Annotated in this window: 18 protein-coding genes; 10 read left to right on the top strand and 8 right to left on the bottom strand. The window is 56.0% G+C overall.

Features of this window, described 5'->3' with window-relative positions; translation table 11 throughout:
- The first annotated feature begins 20 nt into the window (after positions 1-20).
- From puuC to ABFI50_RS18910, 6 genes are all read left to right on the top strand, one after another.
- The gene (gene puuC, locus ABFI50_RS18935; RefSeq protein WP_045134990.1) at positions 21-1,514 is read left to right on the top strand and encodes an aldehyde dehydrogenase PuuC; all 1,494 of its coding nucleotides are present in this window, start codon (positions 21-23) and stop codon (positions 1,512-1,514) included.
- Positions 1,511-2,791 (top strand): FAD-binding oxidoreductase, encoded by a 1,281-nt coding sequence (locus ABFI50_RS18930; RefSeq protein ID WP_014883627.1) that lies wholly within the window; start codon positions 1,511-1,513, stop codon positions 2,789-2,791. Before puuC ends, ABFI50_RS18930 begins: the two co-directional genes overlap by 4 nt.
- Before the next feature lie 25 nt (positions 2,792-2,816).
- The gene (puuE, locus tag ABFI50_RS18925; protein ID WP_023337213.1) at positions 2,817-4,088 is read left to right on the top strand and encodes a 4-aminobutyrate transaminase; all 1,272 of its coding nucleotides are present in this window, start codon (positions 2,817-2,819) and stop codon (positions 4,086-4,088) included.
- A 150-nt stretch (positions 4,089-4,238) separates the two neighbouring features.
- Entirely contained in the window at positions 4,239-5,726 is a 1,488-nt protein-coding gene (locus ABFI50_RS18920) for a carboxypeptidase M32 (protein ID WP_045134989.1), read from the top strand.
- A 149-nt stretch (positions 5,727-5,875) separates the two neighbouring features.
- On the top strand, positions 5,876-6,250 hold the full coding sequence (asr, locus tag ABFI50_RS18915; RefSeq protein ID WP_014883624.1) for an acid resistance repetitive basic protein Asr: 375 nt from the start codon (positions 5,876-5,878) through the stop codon (positions 6,248-6,250).
- A gap of 277 nt (positions 6,251-6,527) precedes the next feature.
- The gene (locus ABFI50_RS18910; protein WP_014883623.1) at positions 6,528-7,349 is read left to right on the top strand and encodes a serine protease; all 822 of its coding nucleotides are present in this window, start codon (positions 6,528-6,530) and stop codon (positions 7,347-7,349) included.
- Positions 7,350-7,386: 37 nt separating this feature from the next.
- On the opposite strand, the gene mdtI is transcribed toward ABFI50_RS18910, so the two are convergent.
- The gene (gene mdtI / locus ABFI50_RS18905; protein WP_014883622.1) at positions 7,387-7,716 is read right to left on the bottom strand and encodes a multidrug/spermidine efflux SMR transporter subunit MdtI; all 330 of its coding nucleotides are present in this window, start codon (positions 7,714-7,716) and stop codon (positions 7,387-7,389) included.
- On the bottom strand, positions 7,703-8,065 hold the full coding sequence (mdtJ, locus tag ABFI50_RS18900; RefSeq protein WP_014883621.1) for a multidrug/spermidine efflux SMR transporter subunit MdtJ: 363 nt from the start codon (positions 8,063-8,065) through the stop codon (positions 7,703-7,705). The genes mdtI and mdtJ overlap by 14 nt, the downstream gene beginning before the upstream one ends.
- A gap of 423 nt (positions 8,066-8,488) precedes the next feature.
- On the opposite strand from mdtJ, the gene ABFI50_RS18895 reads away from it, so the two are divergent.
- A complete protein-coding gene (locus ABFI50_RS18895; RefSeq protein ID WP_014883620.1) occupies positions 8,489-9,523 on the top strand; it encodes an AI-2E family transporter in 1,035 nt (344 codons plus the stop codon).
- Between the two features lie 110 nt (positions 9,524-9,633).
- On the opposite strand, the gene ABFI50_RS18890 is transcribed toward ABFI50_RS18895, so the two are convergent.
- Positions 9,634-10,659: an LLM class flavin-dependent oxidoreductase gene (locus ABFI50_RS18890; RefSeq protein WP_014883619.1), complete on the bottom strand. Its 1,026-nt coding sequence runs from the start codon at positions 10,657-10,659 to the stop codon at positions 9,634-9,636.
- Between the two features lie 195 nt (positions 10,660-10,854).
- On the opposite strand from ABFI50_RS18890, the gene ABFI50_RS18885 reads away from it, so the two are divergent.
- Both ABFI50_RS18885 and yajD read left to right on the top strand, forming a co-directional pair.
- Positions 10,855-11,748 (top strand): PhzF family phenazine biosynthesis protein, encoded by an 894-nt coding sequence (locus ABFI50_RS18885; RefSeq protein WP_045134988.1) that lies wholly within the window; start codon positions 10,855-10,857, stop codon positions 11,746-11,748.
- 77 nt (positions 11,749-11,825) lie between these two features.
- Entirely contained in the window at positions 11,826-12,173 is a 348-nt protein-coding gene (gene yajD / locus ABFI50_RS18880) for an HNH nuclease YajD (RefSeq protein ID WP_006808895.1), read from the top strand.
- 50 nt (positions 12,174-12,223) lie between these two features.
- Here yajD and ABFI50_RS18875 read toward each other — a convergent pair whose 3' ends face one another.
- Positions 12,224-12,991, bottom strand: coding sequence for an arylamine N-acetyltransferase (locus tag ABFI50_RS18875; RefSeq protein ID WP_045134987.1), 768 nt, complete (start codon positions 12,989-12,991; stop codon positions 12,224-12,226).
- Between the two features lie 95 nt (positions 12,992-13,086).
- Between ABFI50_RS18875 and ABFI50_RS18870 the strand changes: the two genes are divergently transcribed.
- The gene (locus ABFI50_RS18870) at positions 13,087-14,523 is read left to right on the top strand and encodes a PLP-dependent aminotransferase family protein (RefSeq protein ID WP_045134986.1); all 1,437 of its coding nucleotides are present in this window, start codon (positions 13,087-13,089) and stop codon (positions 14,521-14,523) included.
- Positions 14,524-14,540: 17 nt separating this feature from the next.
- Here ABFI50_RS18870 and ABFI50_RS18865 read toward each other — a convergent pair whose 3' ends face one another.
- The 4 genes from ABFI50_RS18865 to ABFI50_RS18850 form a co-directional block, all read right to left on the bottom strand.
- Positions 14,541-14,987 carry a hypothetical protein gene (locus tag ABFI50_RS18865; protein ID WP_045134985.1) on the bottom strand — a complete coding sequence of 149 codons (447 nt, stop codon included), beginning with the start codon at positions 14,985-14,987 and terminating at the stop codon, positions 14,541-14,543.
- 68 nt (positions 14,988-15,055) lie between these two features.
- Entirely contained in the window at positions 15,056-16,318 is a 1,263-nt protein-coding gene (gene umuC / locus ABFI50_RS18860) for a translesion error-prone DNA polymerase V subunit UmuC (protein WP_014883614.1), read from the bottom strand.
- The gene (gene umuD / locus ABFI50_RS18855) at positions 16,302-16,736 is read right to left on the bottom strand and encodes a translesion error-prone DNA polymerase V autoproteolytic subunit (RefSeq protein ID WP_014883613.1); all 435 of its coding nucleotides are present in this window, start codon (positions 16,734-16,736) and stop codon (positions 16,302-16,304) included. Before umuD ends, umuC begins: the two co-directional genes overlap by 17 nt.
- A 109-nt stretch (positions 16,737-16,845) precedes the next feature.
- Entirely contained in the window at positions 16,846-17,724 is an 879-nt protein-coding gene (locus tag ABFI50_RS18850; protein ID WP_045134984.1) for an aldo/keto reductase family oxidoreductase, read from the bottom strand.
- Positions 17,725-17,823: the final 99 nt, after the last annotated feature.

The following is a 17,823-nucleotide window of genomic DNA, read 5'->3' as shown; positions in this document are numbered from 1 at the left end:
TGCGAAAGAAAGGAGTGAATATGCATTTTCAGCACCTGACTTACTGGCAGGATAAAGCAAAAAACAGTGCCATTGAGACCCGGTTATTTATTAACGGTGCCTATTGTGACGCCGCCGATAAGGCCACGTTTGAAACCGTCAACCCCGCTACCCGTCAGACGCTGGCGAATGTGGCCCGGGGCAAGCAGGCGGACGTAGACCTCGCGGTTCAGGCTGCGCGTGAGGTATTTGACCGTGGCGACTGGTCGCAGGCGTCACCGGCGCAGCGCAAATACGTTCTCAATAAGTTCGCCGATTTGATAGAACGCCACGGCGAAGAGCTGGCCTTACTGGAAACCCTGGACACCGGTAAACCCATCCGCCACAGCCTGCGCGACGATATTCCCGGCGCGGCGCGCGCCATTCGCTGGTACGCCGAAGCGGCGGATAAAGTCTACGGCGAAGTGGCGCCTACGGGGCCGGACGAGCTGGCGATGATTGTACGCGAGCCGATCGGGGTTGTCGCCGCCATCGTCCCCTGGAACTTCCCGCTGCTGCTGGCCTGCTGGAAGCTGGGCCCGGCGCTGATCGCGGGCAATAGCGTGGTATTGAAACCGTCCGAAAAATCGCCCCTCACCGCCCTGCGGCTGGCCGGGCTGGCGAAAGAGGCGGGCCTGCCGGACGGCGTGCTGAATGTGATAAGCGGTTACGGCCACGAGGCGGGCCAGGCACTGGCCCTGCATCCGGACGTTGAGGTGCTGACGTTTACCGGCTCTACCCGTACCGGCAAACAGCTGTTGAAGGACGCAGGCGAAAGCAACATGAAGCGCGTCTGGCTGGAGGCTGGCGGCAAGAGCGCCAACATTGTCTTTGCCGACTGTCCGGACCTGGACAAGGCCGTGAGCGCGACCGCCGCCGGGATTTTTTATAACCAGGGGCAAGTGTGCATCGCCGGGACCCGCCTGCTGCTTGAGGAGAGCATCGCCGATGACTTTCTGGCAAAGCTGAAAGTGCAGGCCCGCCACTGGCAGCCGGGCGATCCGCTCGATCCCGACAGCACGATGGGAATGCTCATCGACGCCGCGCACGCCGATTCCGTTCACACGTTTATTCGCGAGGGCGCCCGGAAAGGTACGCTGCTGCTGGACGGGCGGGCACAATCCTGGCCTTCTGCGGTAGGTCCAACCATTTTTGTCGACATCGACCCTGCCTCCCCGCTGTGCCGGGAAGAGATTTTCGGGCCTGTTCTGGTCGTCACCCGTTTTAAAACCGAAGAGGAAGCCTTAACGCTGGCCAACGACAGTGAATATGGGCTTGGCGCGGCGGTATGGACACGCGACCTCTCCCGCGCACACCGCATGAGCCGTCGCCTGAAAGCAGGCTCGGTCTTCGTCAATAACTATAACGACGGGGATATGACCGTACCGTTTGGTGGCTATAAGCAGAGCGGCAACGGCCGCGATAAGTCTCTGCACGCGCTGGAAAAATTTACCGAACTGAAAACCATCTGGATTGCCCTGGAGCCTCAATCATGACCGAACATACCACCAGCTATTATGCGGCCAGCGCGAACGCGTACGAACCATTCCCGACGCTTAGCGAATCAATCAGCTGTGACGTGTGCGTGGTAGGCGGCGGCTATACCGGCCTCTCCTCCGCACTGCATCTCGCTGAAATGGGCTACGACGTGGTGCTCCTTGAAGGGGCGCGCATCGGCTTCGGTGCCAGCGGACGCAACGGCGGCCAGCTGGTTAACTCCTACAGCCGCGATATCGACGTGATTGAGAAAAACTATGGCCCCGATGCTGCCAAAGTCCTCGGGAGCATGATGTTTGAAGGCGGGGAAATCATCCGGGAGCGTATTCAGCGCTATCAGATCCAGTGCGACTATCGTCCCGGCGGGCTGTTTGTTGCCCTGAACCATAAGCAGCTGGAGACGCTAGAAGAGCAAAAAGCCAACTGGGAACGCTACGGCAACACGCAGCTGGAGTTGCTGGATGCCAGCGCGATCCGCCGGGAAGTCGACAGCGAACGCTATACCGGCGCGCTGCTGGACCGCAGCGGGGGACATATTCATCCGCTCAACCTGGCGATCGGCGAAGCGGACGCCATTCGCCTTAACGGCGGGCGGGTGTATGAACAATCCCCGGTGACCGCCATTCAGCACACCAGCCCGGCCGTGGTAAGCACGCAGCATGGTCAGGTGACGGCCCGCTATGTGATCGTCGCCGGAAATGCCTATCTGGGCGATAAGGTCGAACCAGAACTGGCAAAACGCAGCATGCCCTGCGGCACCCAGGTGGTGACCACCGCCCCGCTGCCGGAAGAGGTCGTCCGCACGCTGATCCCCAATAACTACTGTGTTGAAGATTGCAACTACCTGCTGGACTACTACCGTCTCACCGCCGACAACCGACTACTGTACGGCGGTGGCGTAGTCTATGGCGCGCGCGATCCGGACGATGTCGAGCGTCTGGTGATGCCAAAGCTGTTGAAAACCTTCCCTCAGCTGGCAGGGGTCAAAATCGACTACCGCTGGACGGGCAACTTCCTGCTGACCCTGTCGCGCATGCCGCAGTTTGGTCGTCTGGATAAAAACATCTACTACATGCAGGGCTACAGCGGCCACGGCGTGACCTGCACCCACCTGGCCGGACGGCTGATTTCGGAACTGCTGCGCGGTGACGCAGAGCGCTTTGATGCGTTTGCCAACCTCCCGCACTACCCCTTCCCGGGCGGTCGCAGCCTGCGGATTCCATTTACGGCGATGGGCGCGGCGTATTACAGCCTGCGCGATCGTCTTGGCGTTTGATCATTTCGACAAAAGGGTATCTGACATGAGTAACCAGGAATTTCATCAGCGCAGACTTTCGGCCACCCCGCGCGGCGTAGGCGTAATGTGTAATTTCTTTGCCCGCACGGCGGAGAATGCCACGCTTACCGACGTGGAAGGCAATGACTATATTGATTTCGCCGCAGGGATCGCGGTACTGAATACCGGCCATCGTCATCCTGAAATGGTGGCCGCAGTGGAAAAACAGCTGCACCAGTTCACCCACACGGCCTACCAGATTGTGCCATATGAAAGCTACGTTTCCCTGGCCGAAAAACTTAACGAGCTGGCCCCGGTACAGGGCCCGGCTAAAACCGCGTTCTTCACTACGGGCGCGGAAGCGGTGGAAAATGCCATTAAAATCGCCCGGGCCCACACCGGCAGGCCTGGCGTGATTGCCTTTGGGGGAGGTTTTCACGGCCGAACCTATATGACCATGGCGTTAACCGGCAAGGTCGCGCCTTATAAGCTGGGATTTGGCCCCTTCCCCGGGTCGGTTTATCACGTACCGTATCCCTCCGAGCTGCACGGCATCACGACGCAGGATGCCATCACGGCGATAGAGCGCCTGTTCAAAGCAGATATTGAGGCGAAACAGGTAGCGGCGATTATTTTTGAACCCATTCAGGGTGAAGGCGGATTCAACGTCGCGCCGCCAGAGCTGGTGGCCGCCATCCGCCGCATCTGTGATGAGCACGGGATCGTGATGATTGCCGATGAAGTGCAGAGCGGTTTCGCCCGTACCGGTAAGCTGTTTGCCATGGACCACTACGCTGACAAGCCTGACCTGATGACGATGGCTAAAAGCCTGGCAGGCGGAATGCCGCTGTCCGGCGTGGTGGGCCGCGCTGAGATCATGGATGCACCAGCCCCCGGTGGACTCGGGGGAACCTATGCAGGCAATCCGCTTGCGGTGGCCGCCGCGCACGCGGTGCTGAATATTATCGACAACGAGTCACTGTGCGCGCGCGCCTGTCACCTGGGCGATCGACTTAGCGCCACGCTGGAGGAGATTCAGGGTACCTTCCCTGCGCTCGTGGCGATTAGAGGAAGAGGATCGATGATTGCGGCAGAGTTTTTTGATCCTGAGAGCCGTGAACCGTCGGCCGCCATCGCGCAGGAGATTCAGCAAAAGGCACTTTCCCGGGGCCTGCTGTTACTGATCTGCGGCCAGTACGGAAACGTGATCCGCTTCCTTTATCCGTTGACCATTCCGGATGCCCAGTTCACCCAGGCGCTGGCGATCCTGCAACAGGTTATGCGTGATAAGGCATAAGTGCCCACTGAGAACCGTCCTGTGGCATTCGGGCGACGGTTTCAACGGAGGAGATCTGCATTGATTTCCTCCGTGTGGGAAATGTTGGGGAATTTGGCCTGTTTCATTGTATGCTCCCTGAAACACATCCCTGGCAAGAGGAAATAAGAATTGCAAAATCCATCCGCCTATCAGTCACTTGTGAAAACCTTCCAGCGCCTCTCCCGCTTCTCGCATCTCTCCTCCATCGCCAGCTGGGACATGTTTACCATGATGCCGCCCGGCGGCAGTGCCGCGCGTGGGGAAGCGCTGGCGGAAATGAGCGTCCTGCAGCACCAGTTCCTTACCGATAAAAGAGTGGGCGAATGGCTGACCGCAGCGGCAGAGGAAGATCTGAATGACGTCGAACAGGCTAACCTGCGTGAAATGACGCGCCACTACCAGCAGGCGACCCTGCTGCCGGAATCGCTGGTTGAAGCCAAATCGCTGGCGGGCAGCAAGTGTGAGCACGCCTGGCGTACACAGCGCCCCGCTAACGACTGGCAGGGTTTTTCCGCCAATCTAAAAGACGTCGTCAAACTCAGCCGTGAAGAAGCCCGTCTTCGCGCCGAGGACAAAGGCTGTACCCCGTACGATGCCCTGCTGGATATTTTCGAACCGGACATGACCAGCGCACGCCTGGACGTGCTGTTTGGTGATATGAAAACCTGGCTGCCGGACCTGCTGGCGAACGTGGTGGAAAAACAGGCTCAGCGGTCGTTCGTCCCGCCACAAGGCCCTTTCCCGACGGCTACCCAGCGAGAACTCGGACTGGAAGCCATGAAGATGCTCGGCTTCGATTTTAACGGCGGTCGTCTGGACGTCAGTGCCCACCCGTTCTGCGGCGGCGTGCCGGAAGATGTGCGTATCACCACGCGCTATGACGAGGACGAGCTGCTCAGTGCGCTGTTTGGCGTGATCCACGAAACCGGACACGCGCGCTACGAGCAAAACCTGCCGCGAGCCTGGGCAGGACAACCCGTGGCGCTGGCGCGTTCAACCGCGATCCACGAATCTCAGAGCCTGTTTTTTGAAATGCAGCTGGGACGCAGCGAGGCCTTCCTGAAGCATCTGCTCCCTGCCGTTCACGCCCGCTTTGGTAGCCAGGCCGCCTTCAGCGAAGATAACTTTATCGCCTGGAACCAGCGCGTGAAGCCAGGTTACATCCGCGTTGATGCAGACGAAGTGAGCTACCCTGCCCACGTGGTGCTGCGCTATGAAATTGAGCGTGCGCTGATTAACGGCGAGATCGAGGTGGACGATATTCCCGCCCTGTGGGATGAAAAAATGCAGGCCTGGCTCGGGTTATCAACCAAAGATAACTATCGCAACGGCTGTATGCAGGATATCCACTGGACCGACGGTGGGTTTGGTTATTTCCCGTCATACACGCTGGGTGCTATGTATGCTGCACAGTTGTTCCATGCCGCAAAAACCGCCCTGCCGGGGCTACAGGCCTCTATCGCCGAGGGCGATTTTTCGGCCCTGTTTGAGTGGCTGCGTCAGAACATCTGGCAGCACGGCAGCCGCTTCAGCACGTCGCAATTAATCACCCAGGCGACGGGCGAAGATCTGAATATCCGCTACTTCCGCGAACATCTCACCTCGCGCTATTTGTAATAACAACGCCGGGGAGGCTCCCCCGGCGTTGTACATATGGTTACACGCCGATACCAATCACTCACGGAAACCTCGAATTTACAGGGATATAGTTATTTCAACGGCCCCGCAGTGGGGTTAAATGAAAAACCAAATTCGAGGGTATGAACATGAAAAAAGTATTAGCTCTGGTTGTTGCCGCTGCTATGGGTCTGTCTTCTGCTGCGTTTGCTGCTGAAACCACTGCTGCACCAGCGGCCGCTGCGCCAACTGCAACGACCACTGCTGCGCCAGCAAAAACTGTACATCATAAAAAACACCACAAAGCCGCTAAACCTGCTGCAGAGCAGAAAGCGCAGGCCGCTAAAAAGCACCACAAAAAAGCCGCTAAACCTGCTGTAGAGCAGAAAGCCCAGGCCGCTAAAAAGCACCATAAAAAAGCCGCTAAACCTGCTGTAGAGCAGAAAGCCCAGGCCGCTAAAAAGCATCACAAAAAAGCAGTAAAACACGAAGCTGCTAAACCAGCTGCTCAGCCAGCTGCGTAAGGTACAAGCTTAACCGTGCCCTTCGGGGCACGTTGGTAAACCGGCGCTGAACCGGAAAAGGTTCTGCGCCGTTTTTTTATCCGGAGGGCGTATGCTGCGACGCTATCGGTTTGAGCTCATTCTGTTCCTGCTTATTTTATGCGCGCTCATCGCAAGCCATTTTTATCTTTCCTGATTGTAGCACGCTGATTTTACTCCCACTTTCGTGCTGTCCCGTCTATAGTATTTTCATAGGGTTCACTTTTAATAATCATAATTACCCCCACCAGAGTGTGATATGCGTAAATCTGTTGTGTTGTTGCTGGGAACGTTTGGTCTTTTTTCTGGATTTTCACAGGCGGATGATGGCGGCGATGACGCCATTAGCGCGAAAGAGCTTAAGACGCTTTTTTTCGGTCATGACGATCGTACTCGCGTCACCGACCCAACACAGGCCCCCTGGGATGCTATTGGACAACTGGAAACCGCCAGCGGCAATCTGTGCACCGCGACGTTGATCACCCCGCAATTAGCCCTGACGGCAGGCCACTGCCTGTTGACGCCCCCTAACGGAAAGCCAGACAAAGCGGTAGCCTTACGGTTTGTGTCGCAAAAAGGTGTCTGGCGCTATGAAATCCACGGCATCGAAGGCCGGGTTGATCCTTCTCTGGGTAAACGACTGAAACCGGATGGTGATGGCTGGATAGTGCCGCCCGCGGCAGCGTCATGGGATTTTGGTCTGATCATTCTGCGCTACCCGCCTTCAGGCATTACGCCACTGCCGTTATTCGACGGAGATAAAGCGGCGCTCACCGCCGCGCTGAAAGCCGCCGACCGTAAGGTCACGCAGTCAGGCTACCCGGTCGATCATCTGGATGCGCTTTACACCCATACCGACTGTGTTGTAACGGGCTGGGCACAAACTAGCGTGCTGTCGCACCAGTGCGATACGTTACCGGGTGACAGTGGTTCGCCCTTGATGCTGAAAACCGATAACGGCTGGCAATTGATTGGTGTTCAAAGCTCCGCTCCGGCGGCGAAAGACCGATGGCGAGCCGATAACCGGGCCTTATCCGTCACCGGTTTTCGCGATAAGCTGGAAGCGCTGGCTCAAGAGTAAGCCAGCGCGGCTGCGGGTGAAAAAGGGTAACGGGTTATCAGGCGAGTTTTATCATGACCATACCCGCCAGCAGCAATATCAGTCCTATCCAGCCTTTGTTATTTAACCGCTGGCCGAACAGTACCCAACCGGCGGCAAGGGTGGCGGCGATACCAAAACCGCCCCACAGCGCATAGGCCACCGAAAGATCGATACCTTTGACCGCCTGCGACAGGGCGCTGAACGCCCCCAGAACCGCGGCTATCGACATCAGGCCATAGACTTTACGACGGAAACCGTCGGAGAATTTCAGCAGAACGTTGGCGAAAATTTCCAGCACGATGGCGAAACCCAGCCAGGCCGCATGAACCCATTCAAACTGTTGCATGGTTCTGCTCCTTCTGCTGTTTGGTCGGTTTACGGGTACCTGATTTAATCAGCACAATACCCGCGACCAGCGTCGTTAACCCGGCGACTTTCATTGTTGTTAATGTTTCGTCAAATATCAGGACGCTGAAGAGTGTAATCAATAAAATACCGATCCCTTCCCACAGCGCATACGCCACACCCAGCGCAATTTTTTTCACCGCAAATGAGAGGAAAATATAGGAAAGTGAAATCATCACCAACATTAAAATAAAACCGGTATTGCCATCGCTGACGCTCGCCCACTTCATCGACAGCGTGCCGGTAATCTCAGCGATAATAGCCAGAGCGAGTAAAATCCAGTAAAACATGTTTTTCTCCTGCTTGAGAATATAATCCATCGTGGCCCGCCGCATGCGGCAAACCAAAAAAAATATGAAATTAAATCAGACAGCTAAGCGCGTAGCGCCAGCTCAGGCAGAAGAGATAACTATAGGGCGGTGCGCCAGTGTTGCTCACCAGCAACCAGGCAGAAGGAGGTGGAAAATACAGCGGTGTTGTTTGAAGAATACGTCCTGAACACATTGTCCATAAAATTACAATTATCCGCGTTGTTGCTTCTCGTCTTTGCGGATGAAAATTGTCCTCGGTAGTTAAACACGCTAAATTTGTACCATAAGCCAGGATTTTACTCAAAGTCTTTGCAATTCTTTACCCACACCGTTTGATTTTGGTTAGTTTATTGCAACGCGTTTCACCTTTATTATAAATAAAAAGCGTATTTCGGAGTCACCATGGCTAAACCCATTATTACCCTGAACGGGTTAAAAATTGTCATCATGCTGGGCATGCTGGTGATCATACTGACGGGCGTGCGATTTGCAGCCGACATCATCGTGCCCTTTATTCTGGCGCTGTTTATTGCGGTGATCCTTAACCCGCTGGTACGGCGCATGACGCGGCTACGCATCCCGCGCGTGCTGGCGATTACCCTGCTCATCAGCGTGATTATTGTTGCCATGGTATTACTGGTTGCCTATCTCGGCACCTCGCTGAATGAACTGGCGCGCACGTTACCGAAGTACCGATCGTCGCTGGCGATACCGCTGCTGCAGCTTGAACCCTGGCTGCAACGCGCAGGTATTGAAGTCTCGGTTGAGGAACTCCTTAAATATATCGACCCCAATGCGGCCATGACGATCGTCACCAGCCTGCTGGCGCAGCTTTCGAATGCCATGACCTCCATTTTTCTGCTGTTTTTAACGGTGGTGTTTATGCTGCTGGAGGTGCCTCAACTGCCGGCAAAGCTGCAGCAGATAATGGTCCGTCCGGTTGAGGGCATGGGGGCGATTCAACGCGCGCTGGACAGCGTCTCACGCTATCTGGTGCTGAAAACCGCCATTAGCCTGGTTACGGGTGGTGTCGTCTGGGTGATGCTGCTGGCGCTGGACGTCCGCTTCGCGTTCGTCTGGGGATTACTGGCCTTCGCGCTCAACTACATTCCCAACATCGGTTCCGTGCTGGCAGCGATCCCCCCTATCCTTCAGGTGCTGGTTTTCAGCGGGCTGTATGATGCGCTGGTTCTGCTGGCCGGATATCTGGCCATTAACCTGCTGTTCGGCAATATTCTTGAGCCACGGATGATGGGACGCGGGCTGGGGCTATCCACATTGGTCGTCTTTTTGTCTTTGATTTTCTGGGGCTGGCTGCTCGGTCCCGTCGGTATGCTGCTCTCCGTCCCGCTGACCATCATTGTGAAGATTGGTCTGGAACAGACCGAGGGCGGACAAAGCATCGCCGTGCTGCTGAGCGATATGAGCCAGAAATAGCGCTGACAGGAGGAATGTATAGATCCTCCTGTCTTCGCGATAAGCGCCCGAATAGTTACAAATGAAGATTCACGCCACGTGCGGCGACGGGGCTTATCCCAGCGCGTCGACTACTCGCGCCAGCCCATTGCCGGTGCGACATGTTTGAGAATGGACTCAATCACATGCGCATTGTAATCCACACCGAGCTGGTTCGGTACGGTCAACAATAACGTATCCGCTTCAGCAATCGCCTCGTCTTTTTTCAGCTGTTCGATAAGCTTGTCCGGCTCCGCGGCATAGCTGCGTCCGAAGATCGCGCGCGTTTTCTCGTCAAGATACCCCACGCTATCGCTGTCGTTGCGGCTGGCACCGAAGTACATCCGGTCACGGTCGTCCATCAGGGCAAAAATACTGCGGCTGACCGACACGCGCGGCTCACGCGTATGCCCTGCCTCTTTCCACGCCTGGCGGTACGCGCGGATCTGTTTTGCCTGCTGAATATGGAACGGCTCACCGGTTTCATCGTCTTTCAGCGTAGAACTTTGCAGATTCATGCCGAGCTTAGCGGCCCATACTGCGGTCGCATTCGAACCGGCGCCCCACCAGATACGCTCGCGCAGCCCTTCGGAATAGGGTTCCAGTCGCAGCAGCCCCGGTGGATTCGGAAACATCGGCTGTGGATTCGGCTTCGCAAATCCTTCGCCGCGCAGCACCTCAAGCAGCACCTCGGTATGACGGCGTGCCATATCTGATTCGTTTTCCCCTTCCTGCGGGACATAGCCGAAATGACGCCAGCCATCAATGACCTGCTCCGGGGAGCCCCGGCTGATGCCAAGCTGCAAACGACCGCCGGAAATCAGATCCGCCGCACCGGCATCCTCGGCCATGTACATCGGGTTTTCATAGCGCATATCAATCACGCCGGTACCGATCTCGATGGTTTTCGTTTTGGCCCCAATTGCGGCCAGCAGAGGGAACGGAGAGCTCAGCTGACGAGCAAAGTGGTGCACGCGAAAATAGGCGCCGTCCGCCCCCAGCTCTTCGGCTGCTACGGCCAGGTCGATGGACTGCAGCAGGGTGTCTGCTGCCGAGCGCGTGCCGGACTGCGGAGAAGGCGTCCAGTGACCAAACGATAAAAAGCCGATCTTTTTCATAATTCTGTGTCCTGATAATGCGTTGCGTTCTCCCTACTGTACGCATTACCTGTGGAGAATAAATGGCGTTTCTTTAACGGAATGATTCAAATAAATTGATTGAATTTTTTTCAGGTCCGTCGGGTGAAAAACGGCTGGTTATCGGTTTGATTTAACGTTACATCTCTATATCAGGACTTTTACATCGGACAGAAAATGAAAAGACGCTATGTTGTTGCGGATGTTTTTACTGACACTCCGTTTCTGGGTAACCCTGTTGCCGTCGTACTCGATGCTCAAGGCATGAACAAAGCACAAATGCAGCAGGTCGCCGTTGAATTTGGCTACAGCGAAACCACGTTCGTTTTGCCGCCAGACACCCCTTCCCATACAGCACGCGTGCGAATCTTTACGCCCTCGCGCGAGATCCCCTTCGCCGGGCACCCTAATGTTGGAACGGCTTACGTGCTTGCCCATTACGCCGCGATGAATCATCAGCGCCTGCCTGATACGCTACACTTCGAGGAAATAGCCGGTGTGGTGCCCGTTCGCCTGTTGCGCGACAACGATACGGTCACTGGCGCAGAACTCCTGGTGCCTGAGGCACTCTCGTGCCGCTCTGAAGTCAGCCCGGAAAGCGTGGCTGCCTGCTTATCCCTGAACACGGAAGATATCCGTACCGAGGTACATAGGCCTGTGGTCGCGTCGGTAGGTCTGCCCTTTCTGATAGCCGAGCTGGCTTCTCGTGAGGCGCTTCGTCGATGCGTGCCGAATTTACAGGGTTTTCGCGCGACTTTACCGCTAGATGGCGCCGTTTCCCTCTACGCCTACACCCTGGATACGAATGCTGATGAACCTCATGATGTGCAGGCCCGCATGTTTACTCCCCGCATGACAGAAGATCCTGCCACAGGCAGCGCGACTGCCGCTGCGACAGCGCTGCTGGCGTTGCACCGCAATAAAACGACGCTTAATCTTAACGTCAGTCAGGGCGTTGATATGGGACGAGCAAGCGTGCTGTTCGCGGGATACGATGCCTCGTCGGGAGAGGCGGTGGTTCGCGTTGGCGGAAATTGCGTGATGACGCTTGAAGGCACATTCTCGCTCTAGCGGAGGAAGGTCCTGTACATTTACCGTGCCTGATGGGATATATTGGCACACTCTTTTTATCACAGGTAAAACCAGCAATGGCTCTGATCCCCAAAAACTACGCGAGACTTGAAAGTGGCTATCGCGAAAAAGCGTTAAAAATCTATCCCTGGGTATGCGGACGCTGCTCGCGCGAGTTTGTCTATTCCAATCTGCGCGAACTGACGGTTCACCATATCGATCACGACCATACCAACAACCCGGAAGATGGCAGTAACTGGGAGCTGTTGTGCCTGTTTTGCCACGATCACGAACATTCGAAATACACCGAAGCGGATCAGTACGGCACCACCGTGGTCGCCGGGGAAGACGCGCAAAAAGACGTGGGCGTCGCCACGTTTAACCCGTTTGCCGATTTAAAAGCGATGATGAACAAGAAGAAGTAATGCTTCAACCGCGGTGCGGGAGGCTCAGGGGGCACAGGCCCCCTTCTGCTTTACGCCGCGATCAACGCAAAACGCTCTTTCAGAATACGGGGGATGTCGTCCTCCGCCAGCTGCCGGGTTTCCGTGCCCTTCGCCGTAATGGTTTTCAGCATATCCCCCAGTAAAATCTCGCGTCCCTCCGGTCGATGCTGCACCACCACACGCTTCTGCACAAAAATGGCATCCGGGTGCGTGGAGTTAAGGTAGTTGGCCGGAACGAAATCAATCCACTCCTGTGGGGTGAGATCAAAGCCGTATTGACTGGCCCATTCTCCCGCCACCTTCGCCTGAAGCAGATATTCGCCCTCAGCGCTGCAGCTAAGCCGGAACGTGTCAAAATCCTGTGCGATATCAACATCAAGCGTGTCCAGAGCCATTGGCGCACGAATGCCATAGCTGCCAAACCCGAGGTCGCAAAGCCACTGTCGGCTCTCCACCTCAGCAATTAACGCCATATGGGTTTTTGGCCGCCGTACGGGATAGAACATCGGGCGTGCCGCCACAAAACGGTAAGGAATACCTAACGCCTCCAGCGCCATGGCAAACAGCCCGTTCACCTCATAGCAGTAGCCGCCGCGCCCCTGTGTTAACAGCTTATCGGCAATATCGTCAGGTGCCAGCGAGACAATTTTCCCCGCCTGTACATCCAGATTTTCAAACGGGATTGCAAAAAGCTGATGACGCATAAGCGCATGCAGGGTACCCGTATCGGCAGCCGCGGGGCCAGTGTAGTTTATGCGTTTGAAATACGTGGAAATATCAAAATTATCGCTGTGCATAATGCCTCCTTGTCCTGAACATGTCGGACACTATAGATGGCGTGCATTATTGGCTGTATAGTCAGTTTTATCGAAAATTAGCCTGAACAGATACCATGTCTGCCCCATCCCCGTCCTCTCCTCACTATCGCCGTATTGCGGATATGCTGCGTCTTACAATTACGTCTGGCGCGTTGCGAGCCGGTGACAAGATCATCTCCGCGCGTAAACTGGCCGAACGCGAGCATGTCAGTCTTCCGACGGCGCTTGAAGCGCTGCGCTGCCTTGAGGCCGAGGGGCTGATTGTTGCACGTCCGCGTTCAGGTTATTACATCCACCAGACAAGCCTTCCGCAGCCTGTGGAGCCTTCTCGTTCTCCGCCAGGCCCGGTTCCCGTCACCCTGTCGGCCATGGCCCGGTCGCTGTTCAGCAGTTCAGAAGCCCGTCTGGTGCCTCTGGGTGCAGCCCTGCCCGATCCTGCTTGGCTGCCGGGCGAGACGCTACAGCGGGCGTTGCACTCCGCGGGCCGACGTCTGGACGCGCACGGTCAGAGCTATAGCCTGCCGCCGGGAAGGCGTGATTTGCGAAGCAAGATTGCCGCGCGTTCTGCACAGTGGGGAGCCCGTTTCAGCGCGGATGACCTTATTATCACCGCAGGTGCAACGCAGGCGTTGCGCCTTGCGCTACGAGCCGTGTGCCAGCCCGGTGATGTGGTGGCGATTGAGCAGCCAGCCTACTTTGGTACGCTCCTGCTGCTGGAGGATTTGGGTCTGAAGGCCTTATCGATCCCCACCGATCCTGTTGAGGGCCTGCTGCTGGAACCGCTGGCGGACGCCATTCGGTGCCACCGCCCGGCCGCCGTTCTGGCCTCCCCTACGGTGCAAAACCCTTTGGGCGCCAGTATGCCCGTCACGCGTAAGCAGGAACTCGTTGCCCTGCTTGACGCGGCAGATATTCCTCTCATTGAAGATGATGTTTACGGCGATCTTGTCGGCGAGGGACAACGTCCCCCAGCCTGTAAAGCGTTCGACCAGAGTGGAAATGTCATTTATTGCAGCTCCCTGTCTAAAACGCTTGCGCCCGGCTGGCGAATCGGCTGGATTGCCGCCGGACGCTACTTTCCGCAGGTTTTACAGGCCCGCATGGCCGGAGACTGGGCAGGCGCTCCGCTGCTGGAAGCCGCAACGAGCGAAGTCCTGGCGAGCGGCGATTACGATCGCCATCTGCGGCGGCTCAAGCGTCGCGTTGCGGAGGGAATAGACGCCGTCGTGGCGCGGGTCGAGGCAAGTTTTCCTCCCGGCACGCGTGTTAACGCGCCCGCCGCGGGTTACTTGCTGTGGGTAGAACTTCCTTTGCAGGTCAACGCGCTGGAGGTACATCGTCGCGCGCTGGCGCTGGGTATTGGCGTCAGCCCCGGCCCGCTGTTTTCCCCTGCCGCAGAGCTGTCTCACTTTTTGCGGCTAAACTGCGCAAACGAACCGACGCCCCGCCTGCTGAATGCCGTGGAGCGGATTGGGGCGCTGTGTTATGAACTGGCGGATGCGCGGCCGTAACGGTCTGCGGTCCTTTTTCACAAATTGAGGATTGCGCGCTCTTTAACGACAGCGTCCGGATTGGCACTTTTTATCGCGGTCAGAAAAGCCGTGAAGTTATGATTCCAGAGGGTGAGATTGTTATAAAACTGCACCTGCTTTTCATTAGCACCGTCACGGTAAATAACAATCCAGACCCGTCGGCTATTTATCTCGATATTCCCCGGCCCGATTTTAATGATAGTAGCCAGCGCAATCTTACGGGTGGCGTTGTTTTTAACTTCATATAAAAACTGGTCATCATAAAACCATGTTTTACCTGCATTCCCGCCAAAAATTGAGGGGTTAGCAGATATCTTTTTCATCCCGTTATGATTTGAAATAAGGCGCTTTGCCTGGCGAATACGTCTGACAACAAATCTTAACAGGATGAAAAGCGCAATGAGGGGCAGCGCGACTGATATCATTTTTAGGCTCTCGTACATATCCCTGCCCCGTCATACATTCTTATTAACGCCGTGAGTATAACGCGGCGATCGTTTATGACAATATCCTACCTTGCCACCGGCAAATCTGCGTACCGCGTCGTATACGCCGGTGACAGCATCTCACGCTTCATCGCCCAGGATTTCTCAATCCCCTGCCCGGCAAACCATATCTTCCCTTTGCCGGAATGGTTTACGCTGTCGATTATCTCCATCAGCGCTGCGCTATTGGCACACAGGCGGTTATCATCAAACAAATTCAGCTGGGCGACGCCACTGCTGAAAAAATCCGCCAGCATCACCCCCGCTTTCATATAGCGATACCCGTCAAGCCATATACGCCCCAGCGCCTCCGTGGCAGCACGGATGATATCGCGCGTGTCATTAGTGGGTGTCATCAGGGTGACTGAGGCCTGGTTGCCGTAATAAATTTCGTTGTCGGCATGCGGGCTGGTGCGCACAAACACGCTGATAAAGCGGCAATACTGATGCTCGCCGCGCAGTTTTTCGGCGGCACGCTCCGCGTAGGCACAAATGGCCTGGTGCATCTCTTCGTATTGCGTAATACGGTGTCCAAACGAACGACTACAGATAATTTGCTGCTTCGTCGGGGTAAACTCTTCCAGATCAAGACAAGGCTCACCGCGAAGCTCGCGCGCCGTGCGTTCCATTACCACGTTAAAATGTTTGCGAATGACCCAGGAGGACGCTTCCGCCAGCTCCAGCGCCGTGGTAATCCCCATGGCGTTGAGTTTTTTCGTGATGCGTCGCCCGACACCCCACACTTCCTCTACCGGCACCTTCGCCAGCAGCTTACGCTGCCGTTCGCGATCCGATAGATCGACCACGCCGCCGGTGGCAGACCACCGCTTCGCCGCATAGTTGGCCAGCTTCGCCAGCGTTTTGGTCGGGGCAATACCGACCCCAACGGTCAACCCCGTATTTTTAGCGACCTGGTTGCGCATCTGATGGCCAAAAGCCTCCAGCGACATGCAGCGGCTGACGCCCGACACGTTCACGAAGGCTTCATCAATCGAGTAGATCTCAATTGCCGGAGCAAGATCGGTCAGCGTTTGCATCACCCGGCTGCTGAGATCGGCATACAGCGCATAGTTCGAGCTAAAAACATACACCCGCGCCGGATAACCCTTCTCCTTGAATTTAAAGTAGGGCTCACCCATTTTTATGCCGAACTGTTTTGCCTCCCGCGACAGCGAAATAATGCAGCCGTCGTTGTTCGAGACCACCACGATGGGTTTGCCCTCCAGATCGGGGCGAAACACCCTCTCGCAGGAGGCATAAAAGCTATTCACATCAACCAGTGCGAACATGTTTATACGTTTTGAGGGTGTGAGTGACAACGCCGAAGATTTGTAGCTCCTCTTCTGACTGGAAGGTAATCGGCTGATAGCGGGCATTATGCGGCAGCAACCTCAAAACCGGACGGGTCTGTAGCTCTTTCACCGTAAACTCACCGGCAACCGACGCCACGACGATATCCCCATGTTCGGCATTTAACGAACGATCGACCACCAGCAGATCGCCGTCGCCGATCCCAGCCCCAATCATCGAGTCACCACTCACTTTTATAAAGTAGGTCGCACTGGGGTGCCTGACCGCCAGCCGGTTAAGATCGAGACGATCCTCCACATAATCCTGCGCCGGGCTGGGGAAGCCGCAGGCGACGCGCTCCAGAAAGAGAGGTAATTCAATGACTTGATTAGAGTGATAAGAAAAGAGAGTGCCCATAAATGCTTTCCTGCCGTAATACTGTATATAAATACAGTATTACGGATTATGGGCCAGGATCAAGATGCTTTCCGGCGGTGAAGCCGAACGTATTGAAGTTTGAACGGATTTAGTTCAACGATCGGCCTATCAGCGTATTCAGCGTTTCCAGGGCGTCAGGCGGCAGTTGCAGTTCTCCTGCTGCGAGATTTTGCCGCAGATGCGCCACGGAAGAGGTGCCGGGGATCAGCAGAATATTCGGGGAACGTTGCAGCAGCCATGCCAGCGCAACCTGCATCGCGGTTGCGCCAAGGGAATCCGCGACGGCCTGCAGATCGCTGGATTGCAGTGGCGTAAAGCCGCCCAATGGGAAAAACGGCACATAGGCAATCCCCTGCTGCGCCAGTAAATCCACCAGCGCATCGTCGCCGCGGTTCACTATGTTGTACATGTTCTGCACGCAGACAACAGGCACCATCTTCTGCGCTTCCGCAACCTGAGTGGCCGTGACATTGCTCAGACCAATGTGGCGTACCAGCCCTTGCTGCTGTAACTCTGCGAGGGTGGAAAGCGGTTCAGCAATCGATCCTTCTGCCGGGCCGTGAGCGCTAAACATGATCCGCAGATTCACCACATCCAGTACATCCACCTGCAGATTACGCAGGTTATCATGCACCGCCTGAGTCAGCTCCTGCGCGGAAAAGGCCGGCAGCCAGGCGCCTTTATCGTTGCGGCGGGCCCCGATCTTGGTGACGATAGTGAGATCGTCCCGGTACGGATGAAGCGCCTCGCGGATCAGCTGATTGGTCACATGGGGACCATAAAAATCGCTGGTATCAATATGATTCACCCCCGCCGCCACGGCTTCGCGTAACACCTCCAGCGCGGCATTTTTATCTTTCGGAGGGCCAAATACGCCCGGTCCGGCAAGCTGCATCGCGCCGTACCCCAGTCGTTTAACCGTCCGCGTACCGAGCGCGTACGTCCCGCTTTTATCAATGCTGCTCATGTTGACCTTCCTCATAAAAATGATCCGGATTTACAACAGGTTCCTGACCGGAGCCCTTCGTTAAGCGCGAGTTAAATTAAAGTTTAAATTCTATACGAC

Source organism: Enterobacter sp. HNDS-6, from assembly GCF_039850505.1.
Classification (GTDB): Bacteria; Pseudomonadota; Gammaproteobacteria; order Enterobacterales; family Enterobacteriaceae; genus Enterobacter; species Enterobacter kobei.
Note: the sequence above shows the minus strand (reverse complement) of the source record. Positions and strands in the feature narration are given on the sequence as shown.